The following is a 19278-nucleotide window of genomic DNA, read 5'->3' as shown; positions in this document are numbered from 1 at the left end:
CCGGGCAGTTTTGTAGGCCAGTTGATAGCCGATATGGGGGCTCCATTCCAAGCCGGTCGCGCTTAACGCGGCCCCGCCGACTGGTGTAGGCTCCGCCTTGGAACGACTCCAGGGTGCCCGCCCGGGCCAACGAGAAAAACGCAGGCAAACGCATCATGACCCAGTTCAACGAGACCGAACTCACCGAAGCCGTCGTCGAGAGCTTCGACAATACGCCTAACCCGCGCGCGAAATTCCTGCTCCAGGAGCTCGTGAAGTCGCTGCACGACTACGTGAGCAAGACCGGTCTCACCTTCGAGGAATGGGACTACGCCATCGATTTCCTGACCCGGACCGGCCAGAAATGCACCGACACCCGCCAGGAGTTCATCCTGCTGTCCGACGTGCTCGGCGTCTCCATGCTGGTCGATGCCGTCAACCACCGCGACCGCGAGGGCGCCACCGAGACCACGGTGCTCGGCCCGTTCTATGTCGGCGAGCACAAGGTGACCGCGCACGGCACCGATATCTCCCCGAACAATCTGACCGGCGAGCGGATGTTCGTGCAGAGCCGTGTCACCGACCTCGAGGGCAAGCCCCTTGCAAACGTCCCCGTTGACGTCTGGCACGCCGATGATGACGGCTTCTACGATTCACAGAAGCCCAACTACGACGAGGTCGGCGCCTCGGCGCGGGCGCGCTTCATCACGGATAGCGACGGCCGCTTCTTCTTCCGCACCATCTTGCCGTGCAGCTATCCGATCCCGACCGACGGTCCCGTCGGCGAGATGATCACGCAGACCAAGCGTCATCCGATGCGCCCCGCGCATGTGCACTTCCTGGTCAACGCGAAGGGCTACGAGCCGCTGATCACGCATGTCTTCATGGGCGGCGATAAATATCTCGATTCCGACGTGGTGTTCGGGGTCAAGGACGATCTCGTCGCCAAGGTCGAGCCGCGCAACGATCCGGCGATGCCCGACGGCTCCAAGGCAAGCGGGCAGTGGCATTTGATGAGTTACGAATTCCGCCTCAAGCCCGGCGGCGGCATGGCGCCGAAGCCGCTGGGGGTGAAGACGGAGGAGCCGGCCTGACGGCTCTCCGTCGGAGTGTACATTCAGCGTCCGATAAAGGCTGCCAGCTCGTCAGGCGTCCCCATAGGAAAGGCTTCCTTCATAAACTCGAGGAAGGCGGATACGCGCGCGCTCAAGAGCCGACGGGATGGATAGAGCGTCCACAGTGCGATCTCTGGTCCGTCGATGTCGCCCCAATGCACCAGCGTGCCGGCAGCCCATTACCGGAGTGATCCCCATGACCATCCTCGTTACCGGCGCAACCGGCACAGTCGGCCGCCAGATCGTCGAACAACTCGTCAGGCGCGGCGCCGATGTGCGCGCGCTCGTCCGCGATCCCGCCAAGGCCAAGTTTCCTGCGGGCGTCAATGTCGTGCAGGGCGACCTGCTCGACGTCGACTCGCTGCGCGGCGCGTTCTCAGGTGTCTCCACCCTGTTCCTGCTCAACGCAGTGGTATCCGATGAATTCACACAGGCGCTGATTGCGCTGAATCTCGCCCGCGAGGCAGGCGTCGAGCGGATCGTCTACCTGTCGGTGATCCACAGCGATCTCTACGTGAACGTGCCGCACTTCGCGGGCAAGTTCGGCGTCGAGCGGATGATCGAGCGGATGGGCTTCAACGCCACCATCCTGCGCCCCGCCTACTTCATGAACAACGATCTCACGATCAAGGATGTCGTGCTCGGACACGGCGTCTACCCGATGCCGATCGGCAGCAAGGGTCTCGCCATGATCGACGCACGCGACATCGGCGAGATCGCGGCGATCGAGCTCATCCGGCGCGAGCAGGCCACCGGGCCGCTCCCGCTCGAGCGGATCAATCTCGTCGGCCCGGCTACGCTGACCGGTTCGGACGTCGCCGCGATCTGGACGGCGGTGCTGGGTCGCACGATTGCCTATGGCGGTGACGACACCGGCAGGTTCGAGCAGAACCTCAGGCAGTTCATGCCGAGCTGGATGGCTTACGACATGCGCCTGATGAGCGAGCGCTTCCTCACCGAGGGCATGATCCCCGAGGCTGGCGACGTCGCGCGCCTGGCTGCGCTGCTCGGCCGTCCGTTGCGCTCCTATCGCGATTTCGCCGCAGAGATCGCCGCCTCGGCTTGACGGCACAGGAGGAGCAGACCGAGCAGGAACGGATGAACCGCGACAACCATGGCGTTGCTCATGGTGTGTCTCTCTTGTTGTTATTTTGCTCCGTCGTTCCGGGGCGCGACAACGTCGCGAGCCCGGAAATTTCTCAATAGTCACTGCGGCCCAATGGATCCCACAATGCGCAATTGCGCATTGGGTTCGCTTCGCGCCCCCGGATGACGCCCTGATACGCCCTAACGTGCGTGCAGCAGTGCGAGCAGGACGACGACTGCGCAGGCGAGCGCCGCCGTGGTCAGCTTCCAGAACATCAGCGGACTGCGCTCCAGCAGCGGCGTGATCCGCGTGTCGAGATAGGCCGGATTGGGCGTGCGAAGCTCGAAGACGAATTCGGACAGATCCTCATGCCGCTTGTAGGGATCCGGATGGAGCGCGCGCCTGAGCGCGCCATCGACCCACGCAGGCACGTTGCGGTCGTCGCCGGCCGGGCGATACCGAAGCTTCCGCACGTCCGACTTTCGCCGGATCCTGGCGACCTGCGTGCCGTAGGGAAGCTTTCCCGTGAGCATCTGGTAGCAAATCACGGCCAGCGAAAACATGTCGGAGCGCGGCGAGCCGCCCTCGCCGAGAAAATATTCCGGCGCGGTATATTGGACTGTTCCCAGGATTTCGTCGGCCTCGTCCTGCGGCGCGGCCTCGGTGACGCCTGCCACCCTGACCGATCCGAAGTCGATGATTTTCGCGGTACCCGTCTTGTCGATCAGGATGTTGTCGGGCCTGAGATCCTGATGCAGCATCTCCATGCGGTGGAAGGCGCGCAAGCCTATTGCGATCTGCTCGACCAGTCCGCGGACGGTTTCGAGATCGGGGCGCGGATTGTCGGTCATCCACTGCCTCAGGGTCTGCCCGTCGATGAATTCGGTCGCGACGTAGAGATAGCTGCGCCGTCTCGACTGTGACAGCGGCTTCAGCACGTGCGGGCTGTCGATCCGGCGCGCGATCCATTCCTCCATCAGGAAGCGCTTGAGATAGGCGGCATTGTCGCGCAGGTCGATCGACGGCAGCTTGAGTGCGACCGGCTCGTCGGTCTCCGCATCGACGGCAAGATAGATATGACTGCGGCTGCTGCCGTGAATTTCCCGGACGATCCTGTAGCCGTCGAAGATCGCCCGCGGCTCCGGCAGCGGAGGAAGCGGAAGTTGGGAGGTCTGATTGAAGATGCCGGTCGGCTCGCGCTGCGGCACCGCATCGATGCGGAGGATCTGGACGGTGATGTTGTCGTCGCTGCCGCGCCAATATGCTTCGTCGACGATCGCCTTCGCCGCCGCGTCGAGCTCGCCTGCATGTTCGCTGAGCGCGCTCGTGATGAAACGATGATCGACGAATTCGTAGGCGCCGTCGGTTGCCAGCAGGAAGGTGTCGCCGGCCTCGATCTCGAACGCCTGGTAGTCGATCTCGAGCTGCGGATTGATGCCGAGCGCGCGGCCGAGATAGGTCTGCTCCGACGACACGATGATCCGATGGTCGTCGGTCAACTGCTCGAGCGCCTTGCCGGCCACGCGATAGACGCGACAGTCGCCGACGTGGAAGATGTGCGCGGTGGTTGCCTTGATGACCATGGCGCTGAGGGTGCAGACGTAGCCCTTGTCGCGGTCATAGGCATATTGGCTCTTCCGCGTCTGCGCGTGGAGCCAGGAATTGGTCGCATCCAGCACGCGGCGGGCGGACGTCTTCACCGTCCAGGATTCCGACGTGCAGTAATAGTCCATCAGGAAGCTTTTGACCGCCGACTCGCTGGCGATCTGGCTCACCGTGCTGCTCGAGATGCCGTCGGCCAGAACGGCCGCAATGCCCTTCAGGCTGAGCTGCGGCTCCTCCGGAATCAGGACGCCGTGAAAATCCTGGTTGATGGGCTTGCGACCCTTGTCGGAATGTTGGCCGACCGAGATCAGGAGTCCGCGGGTCATCGTCATCACCAAGGAAGGGGGGCCTCACCCTGGCCGGGCGAGGCTCCCCTGTCGAGACATGTTCGATCAGGCCGCAACGCGGGGCGGCGCAGCCTTGCCCGCCTGGCGCTTCGGCAGGGTCATGACATGCGTGGCGTAGAGGGTCATGCCGGTGAAAGCGAGACCGCCCACGAGGTTGCCGAGCACGGTCGGGATCTCGTTCCAGATCAAATAATCCATGATCGAGAACTTCGCGTGGAGCATCAGGCCCGACGGGAACAGGAACATGTTCACGACGGAATGCTCGAACACCATGTAGAAGAACACCAGGATCGGCATCCACATCGCGATGACCTTGCCGGAGACCGAGGACGAGATCATGGCGCCGACGACGCCGGTCGAGACCATCCAGTTGCAGAGCATCCCGCGCAGGAACAGTGTCGCCATGCCGGCGGCGCCATGCGCGGCATAGCCGAGCGTCCGGCCTTCGCCGATGTTTCCGATAGCTGCGCCGACCTTGTCGGGATCTTGCGTGAAGCCGAACGTCGTGACGAAGGCCATCATGAAGGCCACGGTGAAGGCGCCAGCGAAGTTGCCGACGAAGACGAGGCCCCAGTTGCGCAGCACGCCGCGAAGCGTGACGCCGGGACGCTTGTCGATCAGGGCGAGCGGCGAGAGAACGAACACGCCCGTCAAGAGATCAAAGCCCAGCAGGTACAGCATGACGAACCCAACCGGAAACAACAGCGCCCCGACCAGCGGCTGGCCCGTGTTTACGTTGATCGTGACGGCGAACCATGCCGCCAGCGCGAGGATGGCGCCGGCCATGTAGGCCCGGATGATGGTATCCCGGGTGGACATGAAGATCTTGGATTCGCCTGCATCCACCATCTTGGTGACGAATTCCGAAGGCGCGAGATACGACATCAATGGTTCCTTTTGCTTCGTAAGCGCGGTCGACACTCCCTTCTGAGAGAGCGCGGCCGCATGTGATTGGCCATGCGGGCAGCCTGCCGCGCACGGGGGCCTGGAGAGGTTTGGAAGCCTTGGGAATCGCGTCACGACGACCGAGCCGGGGAGGGCCGCGAAGCAGTTGAGCTTCCGGGTCGCAGCCGCCAGAGGCTGCAACAATGCGGCAAGCCGCAGTCTTCGTTGACGTCGACCGAAATGCAAGTTGCGTGCCGCGCGAGCAAGTTAAGAAACTATAGCAACATCAAACAGATGATGCGTTCGTCGGTCCGGCTTTTGCGCGCGCTGCGGCCCTTTGCTTAAGCGATTGCATAAGATTTGTGCGACGCACACGGAATGAGCAGATCGCAAGCTTCGCGTGCGGAACGGGCCCTGCGACAGTCTGGCACGGCGTCTGTAACCCACTAATAATTCAAGGTTTTCCGCCGGGGCGGGCTTGGCATGAAGCTTGAATAGTTCCAGGCCGACGCCATTGAAGCCGTCCCGCGAGACTTCTCATCCGATTGCTGACGCCACCAAGGCGGGGGTTCCCCGTCGTGCGTTCGCATGGGCCGCTTCAGGCATCACCGGACGACGGGCTGCTCGTGTGCACTGACGCAATCATTCTGCAACGACGCAAAGGACGACATCAACCATGACCAAGCGCATCCGCCGGCCCTCGGATAATGGCCTTAGCCGCCGTCAATTGTTGAAGGCCGCCGGCAGCACCGCCGCCCTTCTCGCCGCCGCCAAGCTGAATTTCCCCGCCGGCGCGTTCGCGCAGGACGCAGGCCCCGAGGTCAAGGGCGCCAAGCTCGGCTTCATCGCGCTGAGCGACGCCGGCCCGCTGTTCGTGGCCAAGGACAAGGGGCTGTTCGCCAAATACGGCATGCCCGACGTCGACGTGCAGAAGCAGGCCTCCTGGGGCACCACCCGCGACAATCTGGTGCTCGGCTCCGAAGGCAACGGCATCGACGGTGCGCACATCCTCACCCCCATGCCTTACCTGATCTCCTCCGGCAAGGTGACGCAGAACAACCAGCCGACGCCGATGTACATTTTGGCGCGGCTTAATCTCGACAGCCAGTGCATCTCGGTCGCCAACGAGTATGCCGATCTCAAGCTCGGCGTCGACGCGTCTCCGTTTAAAGCGGCGCTGGAGAAGAAGAAGGCGTCCGGCAAGTCCGTGAAGGCCGCCATGACCTTCCCCGGCGGTACGCATGACCTCTGGATCCGCTACTGGCTCGCGGCCGGCGGTATCGATCCCGACAAGGACATTGAAACCATTGTGGTGCCGCCGCCGCAGATGGTGGCCAACATGAAGGTCGGCACCATGGACTGCTTCTGCGTCGGTGAGCCCTGGAATTTGCAATTGATCCACCAGGGCATTGGCTACACCGCGATCAACACCGGGGAGCTCTGGAATAAGCATCCCGAAAAATCCTTCGGCATGCGCGCAGCCTTCGTCGACAAATATCCGAAGGCTGCCAAGGCGATGCTGATGGCCGTGATGGAAGCCCAGCAATGGTCCGACAAGGCCGAGAACAAGCCCGAGCTCGCCGCCATCATGGGCAAGCGGCAATGGATGAACTGTCCGGTCGAAGACGTGCTCGACCGTACCGCCGGCAAGTTCGACTACGGCCTCCCCGGCAAGGTGGTCGAGAACTCGCCGCACATCATGAAGTATTGGCGCGACTTCGCCTCCTATCCGTTCCAGAGCCACGATCTCTGGTTCATGACGGAGGACATCCGCTGGGGCAAATACGAAGCCGGCTTCGACAGTAAGGCGCTGATCGCAAAGGTCAATCGCGAGGACATGTGGCGCGATGCGGCCAAGACGCTCGGCGTAGCGGCTTCCGACATCCCGACCTCTACCTCACGCGGCAAGGAGACCTTCTTCGACGGCAAGGTGTTCGATCCCGAAAATCCGGCAGCCTATCTGAAGTCGCTCGCGATCAAGCGCGTCGAAGTCTGATGGAGCCAGCGGCCGCCCATGGGCGGCCGCATCTTCCTTGAGCCGGAGAGAGATTGCGATGAACATGCCTGCCACGAAGATGGACCTGGAGACTGCGACGCCTGCGGGCACTGCCGCGCCGGTCGTCGCGATGACGCCGAAGCGTCCGCCACGGTCCGAGACTTACGCGCGGATGGCGAGGGAGACCGCCGTGCGCGTCATCCCGCCGCTGGTCGTGATCGCGCTTTTGACACTGGTGTGGGAGCTCGTCTGCCGCCGCGCCGGCTCGGCGCTGCCGCCGCCATCGCGGGTGTTCAAGGACACCAAGGAGCTGATCCTCGATCCGTTCTTCGATCATGGCGGCATCGACAAGGGCCTGTTCTGGCATCTCTCCGCCAGTCTGCAGCGCGTCGCGCTCGGCTATTCGCTCTCCGCAATCGCCGGCATCGCGCTCGGCGTGCTGGTCGGGCAATCGGTCTGGGCGATGCGCGGGCTCGATCCGCTGTTTCAGGTCCTGCGCACCATCCCGCCGCTGGCCTGGCTGCCGCTCTCGCTCGCCGCCTTCCGCGACGGCCAGCCGTCGGCGATCTTCGTCATCTTCATCACCTCGATCTGGCCGATCATCATCAACACCGCGGTCGGCATCCGCAACATCCCGCAGGATTACCGCAACGTCGCGGCGGTGGTGCAACTCAATCCGCTCGAGTTCTTCTCCAAGATCATGATCCCTGCGGCGGCGCCCTACATCTTCACCGGCCTGCGCATCGGCATCGGCCTGTCCTGGCTTGCGATCGTCGCGGCCGAAATGCTGATCGGCGGCGTCGGCATCGGCTTCTTCATCTGGGACGCCTGGAATTCCTCGCACATCAGCGAGATCATCCTGGCGCTGTTCTATGTCGGCATCATCGGCTTCGTGCTCGATCGCCTGATCGCAGGCCTCGGCAAGATCGTCACCCGCGGCACCGCGCTGAACTGAGGGGGAAAGCACATGGGCGCCTATCTGAAGCTCGATCACATCGACAAGATTTTTACCCGCGGCGCCGCCTCCACGGAGGTGCTGAAGGATATCAATCTCACCATTGAGAAAGGCGAATACGTCTCGATCATTGGCCATTCCGGCTGCGGCAAGTCGACCCTGCTCAACATCATTGCAGGCCTGACCGGCGCCACCATGGGCGGCGTGCTGCTGGAGAACCGCGAGGTCAACTCGCCGGGGCCCGACCGCGCGGTGGTGTTCCAGAACCACAGCCTGCTGCCCTGGCTGACGGTCTACGAGAACGTCAGGCTCGGCGTCGACAAGGTCTTCGCCAGGACCAAGTCCCGCGCCGAACGCGACGCCTGGGTCATGCACAATCTCAACCTCGTGCAGATGGCCCACGCCAAGGACAAGCGGCCCTCGGAGGTCTCCGGCGGCATGAAGCAGCGCGTCGGCATTGCCCGCGCGCTTGCGATGGAACCGAAGGTGCTGCTGCTCGACGAGCCCTTTGGCGCGCTCGACGCGCTGACCCGCGCGCATTTGCAGGATTCGGTGATGGCGCTGCATCAGAAGCTCGGCAACACCATTCTGATGATCACCCACGACGTCGACGAGGCCGTGCTGCTGTCCGACCGCATCGTGATGATGACCAACGGTCCTTCCGCGCGCATCGGCGAGGTGCTGGAGGTGCCGCTCGCGCGCCCGCGCAAGCGGCTCGAGCTCGCGACCAACACCACCTATCTGAAGTGCCGGCAGCGCGTGCTCGAATTCCTCTACGAGCGTCATCGCTTCGTCGAAGCCGCGTAAACGTGTCGTTAACGTCGTGATACGACGCAAGCTCAATTCTTGTGCGGCGCACAAGGATTGAGCGAATCGCAAAATATGCATGCGAAAATGGCCTGCAAAAACTTCGGGCAATTCGAATAAGCCTCTGAATTCCCTGTATTTCCCGATGGCGGGCAACTGGCACGGAAATTGAAGTACCGATTTCCGACGCCAACGACGACGTCCCTCAACATCATCAATCAGCATCGTGAACTCGCCACCGGGGCTTGGCCTCGGCGCGCGCCTCCTTGCCTGGAGGCTGAGCCTGCAACGACGCAGCGGTGAGCCTAGAAGGGATACTCAATGACGAAGAATCCAACTTGGATTTCAGACTGGCGCCCCGAAGATGAGGCGTTCTGGAATGCGACTGGCAAGACCATCGCGCGACGCAACCTGATCTGGTCGATCGTGGCCGAACATATCGGCTTCTCGGTGTGGCTGATCTGGAGCATCGTCACCACCAAGCTGCCGCAGGCGGGATTTCACTACACGACCGACGAGCTGTTCCAGCTCGTGGCCGTTCCCGGCCTGATCGGCGCCTTGATGCGCTTCCCATATACGTTCGCGGTCACGACCTTTGGCGGCCGCAACTGGACCATCTTTAGCGCGGCGATCCTATTCATCCCGACGCTGTCGCTCGCCTATTTCGTCAGCCAGCCGGACACGCCGTTCTGGCTGATGCTGCTGATCGCCTCGACCGCGGGGCTTGGCGGCGGCAACTTTGCCTCCAGCATGACCAACATTTCGTTCTTCTTCCCGGATCGGATGAAGGGATGGGCGTTGGGCCTGAACGCCGCCGGCGGCAATATCGGTGTCTCCAGCGTGCAGCTCCTGACGCCGATCCTGATGACACTCGGCATCATCAACCTTTTCCAGGCAAGCCCCGTCGGCGGCGTGTTCCTGCAAAACGCCGGGCTGATGTGGGTGCTGCCGATCGCGATCGCGGTGCTTGGCGCCGTGTTCTTCATGAACAACCTGACCTCGGCCAAGTCGTCGATCAAGAACCAGCTTGCGGTCGTCAAGCGCAAGCACACCTGGATCATGGCGTACCTCTATATCGGCACGTTCGGCTCCTTCATCGGCTACTCCGCGGCATTTCCGCTGCTGATCAAGACGCAATTTCCCTCGATCTCGATCTCGATCGCATTCCTCGGCCCGCTGGTCGGTTCGCTGGCGCGCCCATTCGGCGGCTGGCTCGCCGACAAGGTCGGCGGCTCCATCATCACCTTCTGGAACTTCATCGCGATGGCGGCGGCCACGGTCGGCGTGCTTTATTTTGTCGGGCAAAAGGATTTCATCGGCTTCCTGTCGATGTTCCTGGTCCTGTTCGTCACGACGGGCATCGGCAACGGCTCGACCTACCGCATGATCCCCTCGATCTTCCGCGAGCAGAACCTGTTCAGGGTGCGCGGCCAGGGCGATGCGGCGCGCGCGCTCGCCATGAAGACGGCGAGCATCGAGAGCGGTGCCGCTGTCGGCTTCATCGGGGCGGTCGGCGCCGTCGGCGGCTATCTGATCCCGAGCGGTTTCGGCAAGTCGATCGCCCTGACCGGCGGTCCGCAGCTGGCGCTCGCGATCTATCTCGCCTTCTACGCCTCCTGCCTCGCCCTGACTTGGTGGTTCTACCTGCGTCGCAGCCCGCAGGGTGAAGGCGCGCCAAGCCTCGCCGAAGCACGCGTGTGACACTTGGCACGAATGTCGCTTCTCCCCGTACGCGGGGAGAAGTCTCGCTGATGACGTTTGAACCATGAACTTTCTCCGCAACGGCGCGGACAAAGGCAAACCGAAACAGGCAGGAGAACATCATGACGCCAGAGCAGATCACCCTCGTCCAGCAGAGCTTTTCCAAGGTCGCGCCGATTTCCGCGCAGGCCGCGGTGCTGTTCTACGATCGCCTGTTCGAGGTGGCGCCGTCCGTGCGTGCGATGTTTCCCGAAGACATGACCGAGCAGCGCAAGAAGCTGATGGGCATGCTCGCCGCCGTCGTCGGCGGCCTGTCGAACCTCGAATCTATCCTTCCCGCGGCCTCGGCGCTGGCCAAGCGTCACGTCGCCTATGGCGCCAAGGCCGAGCACTACCCGGTGGTCGGCGCGACCTTGCTGTGGACCCTGGAGAAGGGGCTCGGCGAGGCCTGGACGCCCGAACTGGCAAAAGCCTGGACCGACGCCTACGGCGTGCTGTCCGGCTTCATGATTTCCGAGGCCTACGGCGCGCAGTCGCAGGCTGCTGAATAGGAGATGTCTTGTGAGTGAACCGCTCGTCATCGTCGGTAACGGTATGGCGGCCGCGCGCCTGGTCGACGAGCTCGCCAAGACCGCGCTCGGCCGCTACGCGGTCGCAGTGATCGGCGACGAGCCGCGACTCGCTTACAACCGCGTGCTGCTCTCATCCGTGCTTGCCGGCGAAACCGGCTCGCACGAGATCGAGCTCCGGCCAGCCGACTGGTGGCGCCATCGCGGCGTCACGGTGCGCTACGGCTATCGCGTCACCGAGATCGACACCGGCCGCCGCGAGCTCAAGATCGAGGGCGAAGAGAGCGTGGAATATTCCAAGCTCGTGCTCGCCACCGGCTCGACGCCGTTGCGGCTGAACGTGCCCGGCGCCGATCTCGCCGGTGTGCACACCTTTCGCGACACCCGCGACGTCGACCTGTTGCTGACGCTTGCGGCCGGCAAGAAGCGCGTCGTCGTGGTCGGCGGCGGCCTGCTCGGGCTCGAAGCGGCTTACGGTCTTGCCAAGGCCGGCGCGCCGGTGACGTTGCTGCATCTGATGGACCGGCTGATGGAGCGCCAGCTCGACGCGTCCGCGGCCGACCTGCTGAAGACGCTGGTCGAGCGCAAGGGCATCCGCATCCTGCTCAACGCCTCGACCGCCCGCATCCATGGCGAGGGCCACGTCGAAGCCGTCGAACTCGCCGACGGCCCCCGCATCGAGGCCGATGCCGTGATCTTCGCCGCCGGGATCAGGCCCAACATCGCGCTGGCCAAGGACGCAGGCATCGCAGTCAATCGCGGCATCGTCGTCAACGACGTGATGCAGACCGCGTCTCCCGACACCTACGCGCTCGGCGAATGCGCCGAGCACCGCGGCACCTGCTATGGCCTCGTCGAGCCGGCTTACGAGCAGGCCCGCGTTCTTGCGCGGCATCTCGCGGGCCGGCCTGCTTCCTACCAGGGCAGCGTGGTCTCGACCAATCTGAAGGTCTCGGGCGTGAGCGTATTCTCCGCCGGCGACTTCATGGGCGGGGAGGGCAGCGAGAGCCTCGTGCTCACCGACCGCAGGCGCGGCACCTACAAGAAGCTCGTCATCGCCGACGGCCGGCTCACCGGCGCGGTGCTGATCGGCGATACCGTCGATGCGCTCTGGTATCTTGAGCTGATCCGCAATCGCGAAAAGGTTGTCGCGATCCGCACCGACATGATGTTTGGCCGCGCGCTCGCGCGTCCTTCCAAGGCAGCTTGATAGGGCGGCTTGATATGACGGCGATCGATCCAACGCTCCGCACCACCAAGACGACCTGCCCCTATTGCGGCGTCGGCTGCGGCGTGCTGGCGACGCCCGACGTCAAGGGCGGTGCGGCGATCGCGGGTGATCCCGATCATCCCGCCAATTTCGGCCGGCTGTGCTCGAAGGGTTCGGCACTCGGCGAGACCGTCGGGCTGGAAAGCCGTCTGCTCTATCCGATGATCCGCTGCAAGGGCGTGCTGGAGCGCGTCGCTTGGAGCGACGCGCTCGACCACGTTGCCCACCGCATGCAGCACATCGTCGCGCGCGACGGCGCCGACGCGGTCGCGTTCTATCTCTCGGGTCAACTGCTGACCGAGGACTATTACGTCGCCAACAAGCTGATGAAAGGCTTTGTCGGCACCGCCAATGTCGACACCAATTCGCGGCTCTGCATGTCGTCTTCGGTCGCCGGCCATCGCCGCGCCTTCGGTGCCGACACCGTGCCCGGCTGCTACGAGGATCTCGATCAGGCCGATCTCCTGGTGTTCGTCGGCTCGAACGCCGCCTGGTGCCACCCCGTGCTGTTCCAGCGCATGCTCAGGAACCGGCAGGAGCGCGGTGCCCGCATGATCGTGATCGATCCGCGCCGCACCGATACCGCCGGCGACGTCGATCTGTTCCTGGGCCTCAAGCCCGGCACCGACACGGCGCTGTTCTCGGGGCTCTTCGCCCATCTCGCCGACAATGGCGCACTGGACCAGGACTACATCGCGCAGAACACCTCGGGCTTTGACGACGCGCTCGCGCGCGCGCGCAGCATCGCCGGCAGCGTGACTGCGACGGCGCTTGCCACCGGCCTCACCGAGCAGGACGTCGCGACCTTCTTCAAGATGTTCCGCGACACGCCGCGCGTCGTCACGCTGTACTCGCAGGGCGTCAACCAGTCGGCGCAGGGCACCGACAAGGTCAACGCGATCCTGAACTGCCATCTTGCCACCGGCCGTATCGGCAAGCCGGGCGCTTCGCCGTTCTCGCTCACCGGCCAGCCCAACGCGATGGGCGGCCGCGAGGTCGGCGGCCTTGCCAACCAGCTCGCCGCGCATATGAACTTCACGCCGCCGGACATCGATCGCGTGCGGCGGTTCTGGAAGGCGCCGCGCATCGCTACCCATGAGGGGCTGAAGGCGGTGCAGTTGTTCGAGGCGATCAACCGCGGCGAGGTCAAGGCGCTGTGGGTGATGGGCACCAACCCCGCGGTGTCGCTGCCCGATGCCGACTTCGTGCGCGAGGCGCTGAAGAAGCTCGAGCTGTTCGTGGTCTCCGAGAACGTGCTCTCCAACGACACAGTCGACGCCGGCCCGCACGTGCTCCTGCCCGCGCTCGCGTGGGGCGAGAAGTCGGGCACCGTGACCAATTCCGAGCGCCGCATCTCGCGCCAGCGCTCGTTCCTGCCGGCGCCGGGCGAGGCGCGGCCGGACTGGTGGATTCTCAGCGAGACCGCCAAGCGCCTCGGCTTTGGCGACAGCTTCAACTACAAATCGGCCGCCGACATTTTCCGTGAGCATGCCGCGCTCTCGGCGTTCGAGAACGATGGCAGCCGCGACTTCGACATCGGCGCGCTTACCTCGCTGTCCGACGAAGCTTTCGATGCGCTGAAGCCGGTGCAGTGGCCCGCCCGCGAAGGCGAGATGCCCGGCGAGCGCTTCTTTGCGCAAGGCGGCTTCTTCACCAATGACGGCAAGGGCCGTTTTGTTGCGCCGGAGATGCCGGCGCTGCGTAGCGAGACCAGCGCCTCGCGCCCGCTGCGGCTCAACACCGGGCGAATCCGCGACCAGTGGCACACCATGACGCGCACAGGTCTCAGCCAGCGGCTGGGCGCGCATCTGCCCGAGCCGTTTGTCGAGATCCATCCCGACGACGCCAACAAATACGGCATCGCCCATGACGGCTTTGCCCGCATCACCACCGACTACGGCCAGTGCATCCTGAAGGCCGTCGTCAGCGAGCGCCAGCAGCGCGGCACGCTGTTTGCGCCGATCCACTGGAGCGCGATGAACGCCTCGCACGGCCGCGTCGGCGCGCTGGTCGCACCGTTCACCGATCCGTTCTCGGGCCAGCCGGAGTCGAAGGCGACGCCCGCTGCGATCGCGCCGTATGAATATGTCTTCCGCGGCTTCGCGCTCTCGCGAAAGCAGCTCGATCTGCCGTCGAACCTGTTGTGGACCCGCGTCACGGTCGCGGGCGGCTTTGGCTATCTCTTCGCCGACAATGCCGATCTCGCGCGCTGGCCGGCCTGGCTCGATGGCGTTGCCGGCGAGGACGTCGCCGACTATCGCGATTTCGGCGGCGGCGTGTACCGTGCGGCGTCGTTCGCGGGTGACCGCATCGAGACCTGCCTGTTCGTCGGCCCCGCGCATGATGCCGGTGACTGGGAGGTGGTGAAGAGCCTGTTCGTGGCCGATCACGTCACCGACGAGCAGCGCCGCATGCTGCTGTCCGGCAAGTCCAGCGAAGGCGCCGCCTCGACCGGCCCGATCGTCTGCGCCTGCTTCGGCGTCGGCCGCGGCACCATCTGCGACACCATCGCCACCGGCGCGCGCACCGCGGCCGAGATCGGCGCAAAACTCAAGGCCGGCACCAATTGCGGCTCCTGCATTCCTGAATTGAAGCGTCTCATCGCGACGACTGAGGCAGCTCCCGCAAAGCAAGGCAAGCTCGCGGGCGCGGCGAGTTAGGCTACGGCTCTCTCCACCGTCATTTTGATGAGGCGGAGTGCACGGCATCTCCCCAACGTCGTCCTGGCTTTCGCCAGGACGACGCGGAGGGTGTTGCACCGTCGCACCCCAATGAGGCCATGTCATCCGCGCCGATCGACGGGCTCGCCATTGTGCCCTATGCTGCCGCGCATTCCGCCAGCCCGAGAAACATAACAACCATGATGTACCTGGAAACGCCGCCGCGCCTGATCGAAACCAAAGTCTTCTCAGCGATGCCCGACAAATTCCGCCGCAAGGGTGTGCGAACCGATTGGGCCGACGCCAACCGGCCGGGTGTGCCGACGGATAGCTTCATCGAGGGGCCGTCGTTCGACAAGGACGGCAATCTCTACATCGTCGACATCCCCTTCGGCCGCATCTTCCGCATCGCGCCTGATGGCGAATGGTCGCTGGTGATCGAATATGAGGGCTGGCCGAACGGATTGAAGATCGCGGCCGACGGCCGCGTCCTGGTCGCCGACTACATGCACGGTATCATGGAGCTCGACGCCAGGGCTGGGCGCATGAAGCCGGTGCTGACCGCGCGCAATTCAGAATCGTTCCGCGGCTGCAACGATCTACATCTCGCCTCCAACGGCGACATCTATTTCACCGATCAGGGCCAGACCGGCCTGCACGATCCGAGCGGCCGTGTTTATCGGCTGACATCGACTGGTCGCCTCGATTGCCTGATCCACACCGGCATCAGCCCGAACGGCCTGGTGCTCGATCCCAGCGAAACCGTGCTGTTCGTCGCAATGACGCGCGACAATGCGGTGTGGCGGCTGCCGTTCATGCAGGACGGCTGCGTGTCGAAGGTCGGGCGCTTCTGCTCGCTGTTCGGCACCAGCGGCCCCGACGGCATGACCATGGACGCGGCCGGCCGCCTGTTCGTCGGCCACGCCTCGCTCGGCCACGTCTTCGTGTTCGCGCCCAACGGCGAATTGATCGCGCGGATCAAGTCGTGCGCGGGGCCGAACTGTACGAATGTCGCGATCGGTGGTGCGAACAAGAATCGTCTCTACATTACTGAATCCGGGACCGGCAGCGTTCTCGTCGCGGATATCGGTGAACTGAACTCTTGAGCCCGCCGCTCCTTCGCCTCTCCCCGCTTGCGGGGCCCCGTAAGGACGGCGAGAGGGAGAACAGACATCGGAGATCGTAACGAACATGAACACAAATCCCTTCGGCCAGACCGGCGCAAACGTGTCCGTCATCGGGCAGGGCACCTGGTATCTCGACCATGGCGACCGCAAGCGCGCGATCGCGGCGCTTCAGCGCGGGCTCGATCTCGGCATGACCCATATCGACACCGCCGAGATGTACGGTGACGCCGAGCTCGTCATTGCAGATGCGATCGCCGGTCGCCGCGACGAAGTGTTCCTGGTTTCAAAAGTGCTGCCGAGCAACGCTTCACGCGGTGGCACCATCGCGGCCTGCGAGCGGTCGTTGAAACGGCTGAAGACGGACCGGCTCGATTGCTATCTGCTGCACTGGCGCGGTTCCTATCCGCTGGAGGACACCGTCGCCGCCTTTGAGGAGCTAGTGAAGGCGGGCAAGATCAGATCCTGGGGCGTCTCCAATTTCGACGCTGACGATCTCGACGAAATTCTCGACGTTGCAGGCGAGGGCAGGATCGCCTGCAATCAGGTGCTCTATCATCTCAAGGAGCGTGCGATCGAGCATGCGGTGATCCCGTGGTGCGAACGGCATGGCGTCGCTGTCGTGGCCTATTCGCCGTTCGGGCATGACGATTTTCCTGCAAGCAGCAGCAAGGGCGGCGCGGTGCTCGCGCGCATCGCAGAAGCGCGGCGTGCAACGCCGCGTCAGGTCGCGTTGAGCTTTCTCACCCGTGCGATTACGGTGTTCGCGATCCCGAAGGCGTCGTCCGCGGAACATGCCGGCGAAAATGCTGCGGCCGGCGATCTCGTGCTGACGAAAGACGAGATTGCGGCGCTGGATGCGGCGTTTCCGCGCGGTCCGAAGCCGCGCGGCCTGCCGATGCTGTAGTGCACAATCGCGCACTGTTAACGGAGCGTTGACGCGCGCTGACCTCAGCGCATATCGGCATCCTGTTTTCGGAAGTTGTGAACCCGGCGCAATTGTCGTTTTTTGCAGCCGCTCCCGATTCGCCATTTTCCAGAGTTCCAGCCGTGACTCCGCCGCCCGCCGCAGCCGCAAGGCTCGACAGTATTTCCATGCCCGTGCCCGCGAAGAAGAACGTCGGCCGCCGCGCACCCGCGCGCGTCGACCATCCCTTCAAAGGCATTGCGCTGGTGCTGTTGTCGACAGTGTTCCTCGGCTGCTCCGACGTCACTGCGAAATATCTGTCGACGAGCCTACCCTCGATCGAGATCACCTGGATCCGCTTTCTGACCTTCGCGCTGATGTTCACGCCGGTGATGCTGCCGCGCTCGCCGCTCTATGCGATGCATACCGAGCGGCTCGGTCTGCAACTGATGCGCGGTGTGGCGCTGCTCGGCTCCTCGCTGTTCTTCATCACCGGCCTCGGCTTCCTGCCGATTGCGGAAGCATCCGCCACCGGCTTCGTTGCGCCGCTGTTCGTCACCGCGTTGTCGATCGTCTTCCTCAGCGAGAAGGTCGGCATGCGCCGCTGGATCGCGACGGCGATCGGGTTGACGGGCGTGATGATCATCCTGCGACCGGGCTCGAGCGCGTTCCACGTCGCCGCGGTCTTCCCAATCATCTCGGCGTTCTGCTGGGCCGCCGCACTGATCCTGACGCGCATGATCAGCGGACGGGAAGCCGTCGTCACCACGATGGCCTATTCTGCGCTCACGGGCGTTGCGATCCTGACTGCAATGGTGCCGTTCGTCTGGGTGACGCCGAGCTGGACCGCGATCGGGCTTGGCATCGTGATTGGCGTCGCGTCCACTGTCGGCCAGTGGATCATCGTGCTGGCCTATCGCTATGGCGATGCCTCGGTGCTGGCGCCGTTCTCCTACACGCAGCTGCTCTGGGTCAGCATTTTAGGCTTCTTCATCTTCGGCGAGCTGCCCGATATCTGGACCATCATTGGTGCGGCCTTCATCGTCGCCAGCGGCCTCTACATCGCCCATCGCGAGCGCATCCGCCGCGCCCAGCTGCTGGTGCTGGAAGAGCGTTCCCCGAACCCCTGACGCAATATCGCGCGTCCCGCTTCGTGCTATCAACGGCTCCGACAACAAGGGAGGAGCCGGATGCGCGCTGCGATTTTCAGGAACGGTGAGATTGTCGTCGACCGGATGGCGGAGCCGAAGCCAAGCCCCGGCCAGGTCTTGGTCAAGACGCTCGCCTGCGGCATCTGCGGCTCCGATCTGCACGCGCGCCAGCACGCCCAACGCATGGTGGAGATGGCGAGGAAGGTCGGGCGCAAGCCGATGGACCTCGCCCGCGATGTCGTGTTCGGCCATGAGTTCTGCTGTGAGATCGTCGACTACGGCCCGGGCACGGCGCGGAAGCTCAAGCCCGGCACCCGCGTCTGCTCGCTGCCGGCGCTCGTGACGCCGCAGGGCATCGAGGGTATCGGTTATTCCAACGACAATATCGGCGGCTACGCCGAGGCGATGCTGTTGAGCGAGCCGCTGCTGCTCGAAGTGCCCAACGGCCTTGCGCCGGAACACGCCGCGCTGACCGAGCCGCTGGCCGTCGGCGTTCATGCGGTGGCCAAGGCCAATATTCGCGGCGGCGAGGTGCCGCTTGTGATCGGCTGCGGGCCGGTCGGGCTCGCGGTCATCGCCGCGCTCAGGATCAAGGGCTTGCATCCGATCGTTGCCGCCGACTATTCGCCGTCGCGGCGCGCGCTCGCCGCAAGGCTCGGCGCCGACATCGTCGTCGATCCCAGGGTGTCACAGCCCTACGCGACCTGGGCCGAGCACGCGCAGATGTCGGACGCGGAGAAGGCGGCTCGGCCGCCGTTGCAAGCCATGCTGCCGGCGCTCAAGCCCGCGATCATCTTCGAATGCGTCGGCGTGCCCGGCCTGTTGCAGCAGGTGTTCGAAGGCGCCCCGCGCGATGCGAGGATTGTCGTAGTCGGCGTCTGCATGGAGACCGACAGAAGCGAGCCCATGCTCGGCATCATGAAGGAGCTCAATGTCCAATACGTGCTCGGCTACACGCCGGACGAGTTCGCAGCTTCACTGCGCCTGATCGCGGAAGGGCAGGTGGATGCCGCGGCGATGGTGACCGCCGAAGTCGGCATCGACGGCGTCGCAAAAGCCTTTGCCGACCTCGCCAATCCCGAGGCGCACACCAAGATCATCGTGCAGCCGTGGCGCTGAC

General features: G+C 64.2%; 15 protein-coding genes and 1 pseudogene. 13 read left to right on the top strand and 3 right to left on the bottom strand.

The genetic code is table 11. The annotated features are described in order from the left end of the window. The first annotated feature begins 155 nt into the window (after positions 1-155). Positions 156-1073: an intradiol ring-cleavage dioxygenase gene (locus IVB18_RS35810; protein ID WP_247985000.1), complete on the top strand. Its 918-nt coding sequence runs from the start codon at positions 156-158 to the stop codon at positions 1071-1073. Positions 1074-1096: 23 nt separating this feature from the next. On the opposite strand, the pseudogene IVB18_RS35805 reads toward IVB18_RS35810, so the two are convergent. After that, a pseudogene (locus IVB18_RS35805) lies at positions 1097-1264 on the bottom strand (LysR family transcriptional regulator); the annotation flags it as partial. Between the two features lie 26 nt (positions 1265-1290). Here IVB18_RS35805 and IVB18_RS35800 point away from each other — a divergent pair. Then, complete coding sequence (locus IVB18_RS35800) at positions 1291-2160, top strand: NmrA/HSCARG family protein (protein ID WP_247984999.1); 870 nt, start codon at positions 1291-1293, stop codon at positions 2158-2160. A gap of 221 nt (positions 2161-2381) precedes the next feature. Here IVB18_RS35800 and IVB18_RS35795 read toward each other — a convergent pair whose 3' ends face one another. Both IVB18_RS35795 and IVB18_RS35790 read right to left on the bottom strand, forming a co-directional pair. Beyond that, the gene (locus IVB18_RS35795; RefSeq protein ID WP_247991807.1) at positions 2382-4118 is read right to left on the bottom strand and encodes a bifunctional protein-serine/threonine kinase/phosphatase; all 1737 of its coding nucleotides are present in this window, start codon (positions 4116-4118) and stop codon (positions 2382-2384) included. Between the two features lie 60 nt (positions 4119-4178). Then, entirely contained in the window at positions 4179-5018 is an 840-nt protein-coding gene (locus IVB18_RS35790) for a formate/nitrite transporter family protein (protein WP_247984998.1), read from the bottom strand. Between the two features lie 676 nt (positions 5019-5694). Between IVB18_RS35790 and IVB18_RS35785 the strand changes: the two genes are divergently transcribed. The 11 genes from IVB18_RS35785 (at position 5695) to IVB18_RS35735 (ending at position 19277) form a co-directional block, all read left to right on the top strand. Beyond that, positions 5695-7014 carry a CmpA/NrtA family ABC transporter substrate-binding protein gene (locus tag IVB18_RS35785; protein WP_247984997.1) on the top strand — a complete coding sequence of 440 codons (1320 nt, stop codon included), beginning with the start codon at positions 5695-5697 and terminating at the stop codon, positions 7012-7014. A gap of 58 nt (positions 7015-7072) precedes the next feature. Next, complete coding sequence (ntrB, locus tag IVB18_RS35780) at positions 7073-7969, top strand: nitrate ABC transporter permease (RefSeq protein ID WP_247984996.1); 897 nt, start codon at positions 7073-7075, stop codon at positions 7967-7969. A 12-nt stretch (positions 7970-7981) separates the two neighbouring features. Next, positions 7982-8776 carry an ABC transporter ATP-binding protein gene (locus tag IVB18_RS35775; RefSeq protein WP_247984995.1) on the top strand — a complete coding sequence of 265 codons (795 nt, stop codon included), beginning with the start codon at positions 7982-7984 and terminating at the stop codon, positions 8774-8776. Positions 8777-9097: 321 nt separating this feature from the next. After that, a complete protein-coding gene (locus IVB18_RS35770) occupies positions 9098-10477 on the top strand; it encodes an MFS transporter (protein ID WP_247984994.1) in 1380 nt (459 codons plus the stop codon). A 122-nt stretch (positions 10478-10599) separates the two neighbouring features. Continuing rightward, positions 10600-11028, top strand: coding sequence for a globin family protein (locus IVB18_RS35765; protein ID WP_247984993.1), 429 nt, complete (start codon positions 10600-10602; stop codon positions 11026-11028). Between the two features lie 10 nt (positions 11029-11038). Further along, positions 11039-12256 (top strand): FAD-dependent oxidoreductase, encoded by a 1218-nt coding sequence (locus IVB18_RS35760; protein ID WP_256476515.1) that lies wholly within the window; start codon positions 11039-11041, stop codon positions 12254-12256. A gap of 14 nt (positions 12257-12270) precedes the next feature. After that, a complete protein-coding gene (locus IVB18_RS35755) occupies positions 12271-14976 on the top strand; it encodes a nitrate reductase (protein ID WP_247984992.1) in 2706 nt (901 codons plus the stop codon). Between the two features lie 203 nt (positions 14977-15179). Beyond that, positions 15180-16082, top strand: a complete 903-nt coding sequence (locus IVB18_RS35750; protein WP_247991805.1) for an SMP-30/gluconolactonase/LRE family protein — start codon at positions 15180-15182, stop codon at positions 16080-16082. 85 nt (positions 16083-16167) lie between these two features. Continuing rightward, positions 16168-17007: an aldo/keto reductase gene (locus IVB18_RS35745; RefSeq protein ID WP_247984991.1), complete on the top strand. Its 840-nt coding sequence runs from the start codon at positions 16168-16170 to the stop codon at positions 17005-17007. A gap of 188 nt (positions 17008-17195) precedes the next feature. After that, a complete protein-coding gene (locus IVB18_RS35740; RefSeq protein ID WP_247991804.1) occupies positions 17196-18137 on the top strand; it encodes a DMT family transporter in 942 nt (313 codons plus the stop codon). 60 nt (positions 18138-18197) lie between these two features. Next, entirely contained in the window at positions 18198-19277 is a 1080-nt protein-coding gene (locus IVB18_RS35735) for a zinc-binding dehydrogenase (protein WP_247984990.1), read from the top strand. The last annotated feature ends 1 nt before the right edge of the window (position 19278 follow it).

It is taken from the genome of Bradyrhizobium sp. 186, from assembly GCF_023101685.1.
In the GTDB taxonomy this organism is placed as follows: domain Bacteria; phylum Pseudomonadota; class Alphaproteobacteria; order Rhizobiales; family Xanthobacteraceae; genus Bradyrhizobium.
This window is presented reverse-complemented; position numbering and strand designations above follow the sequence as displayed.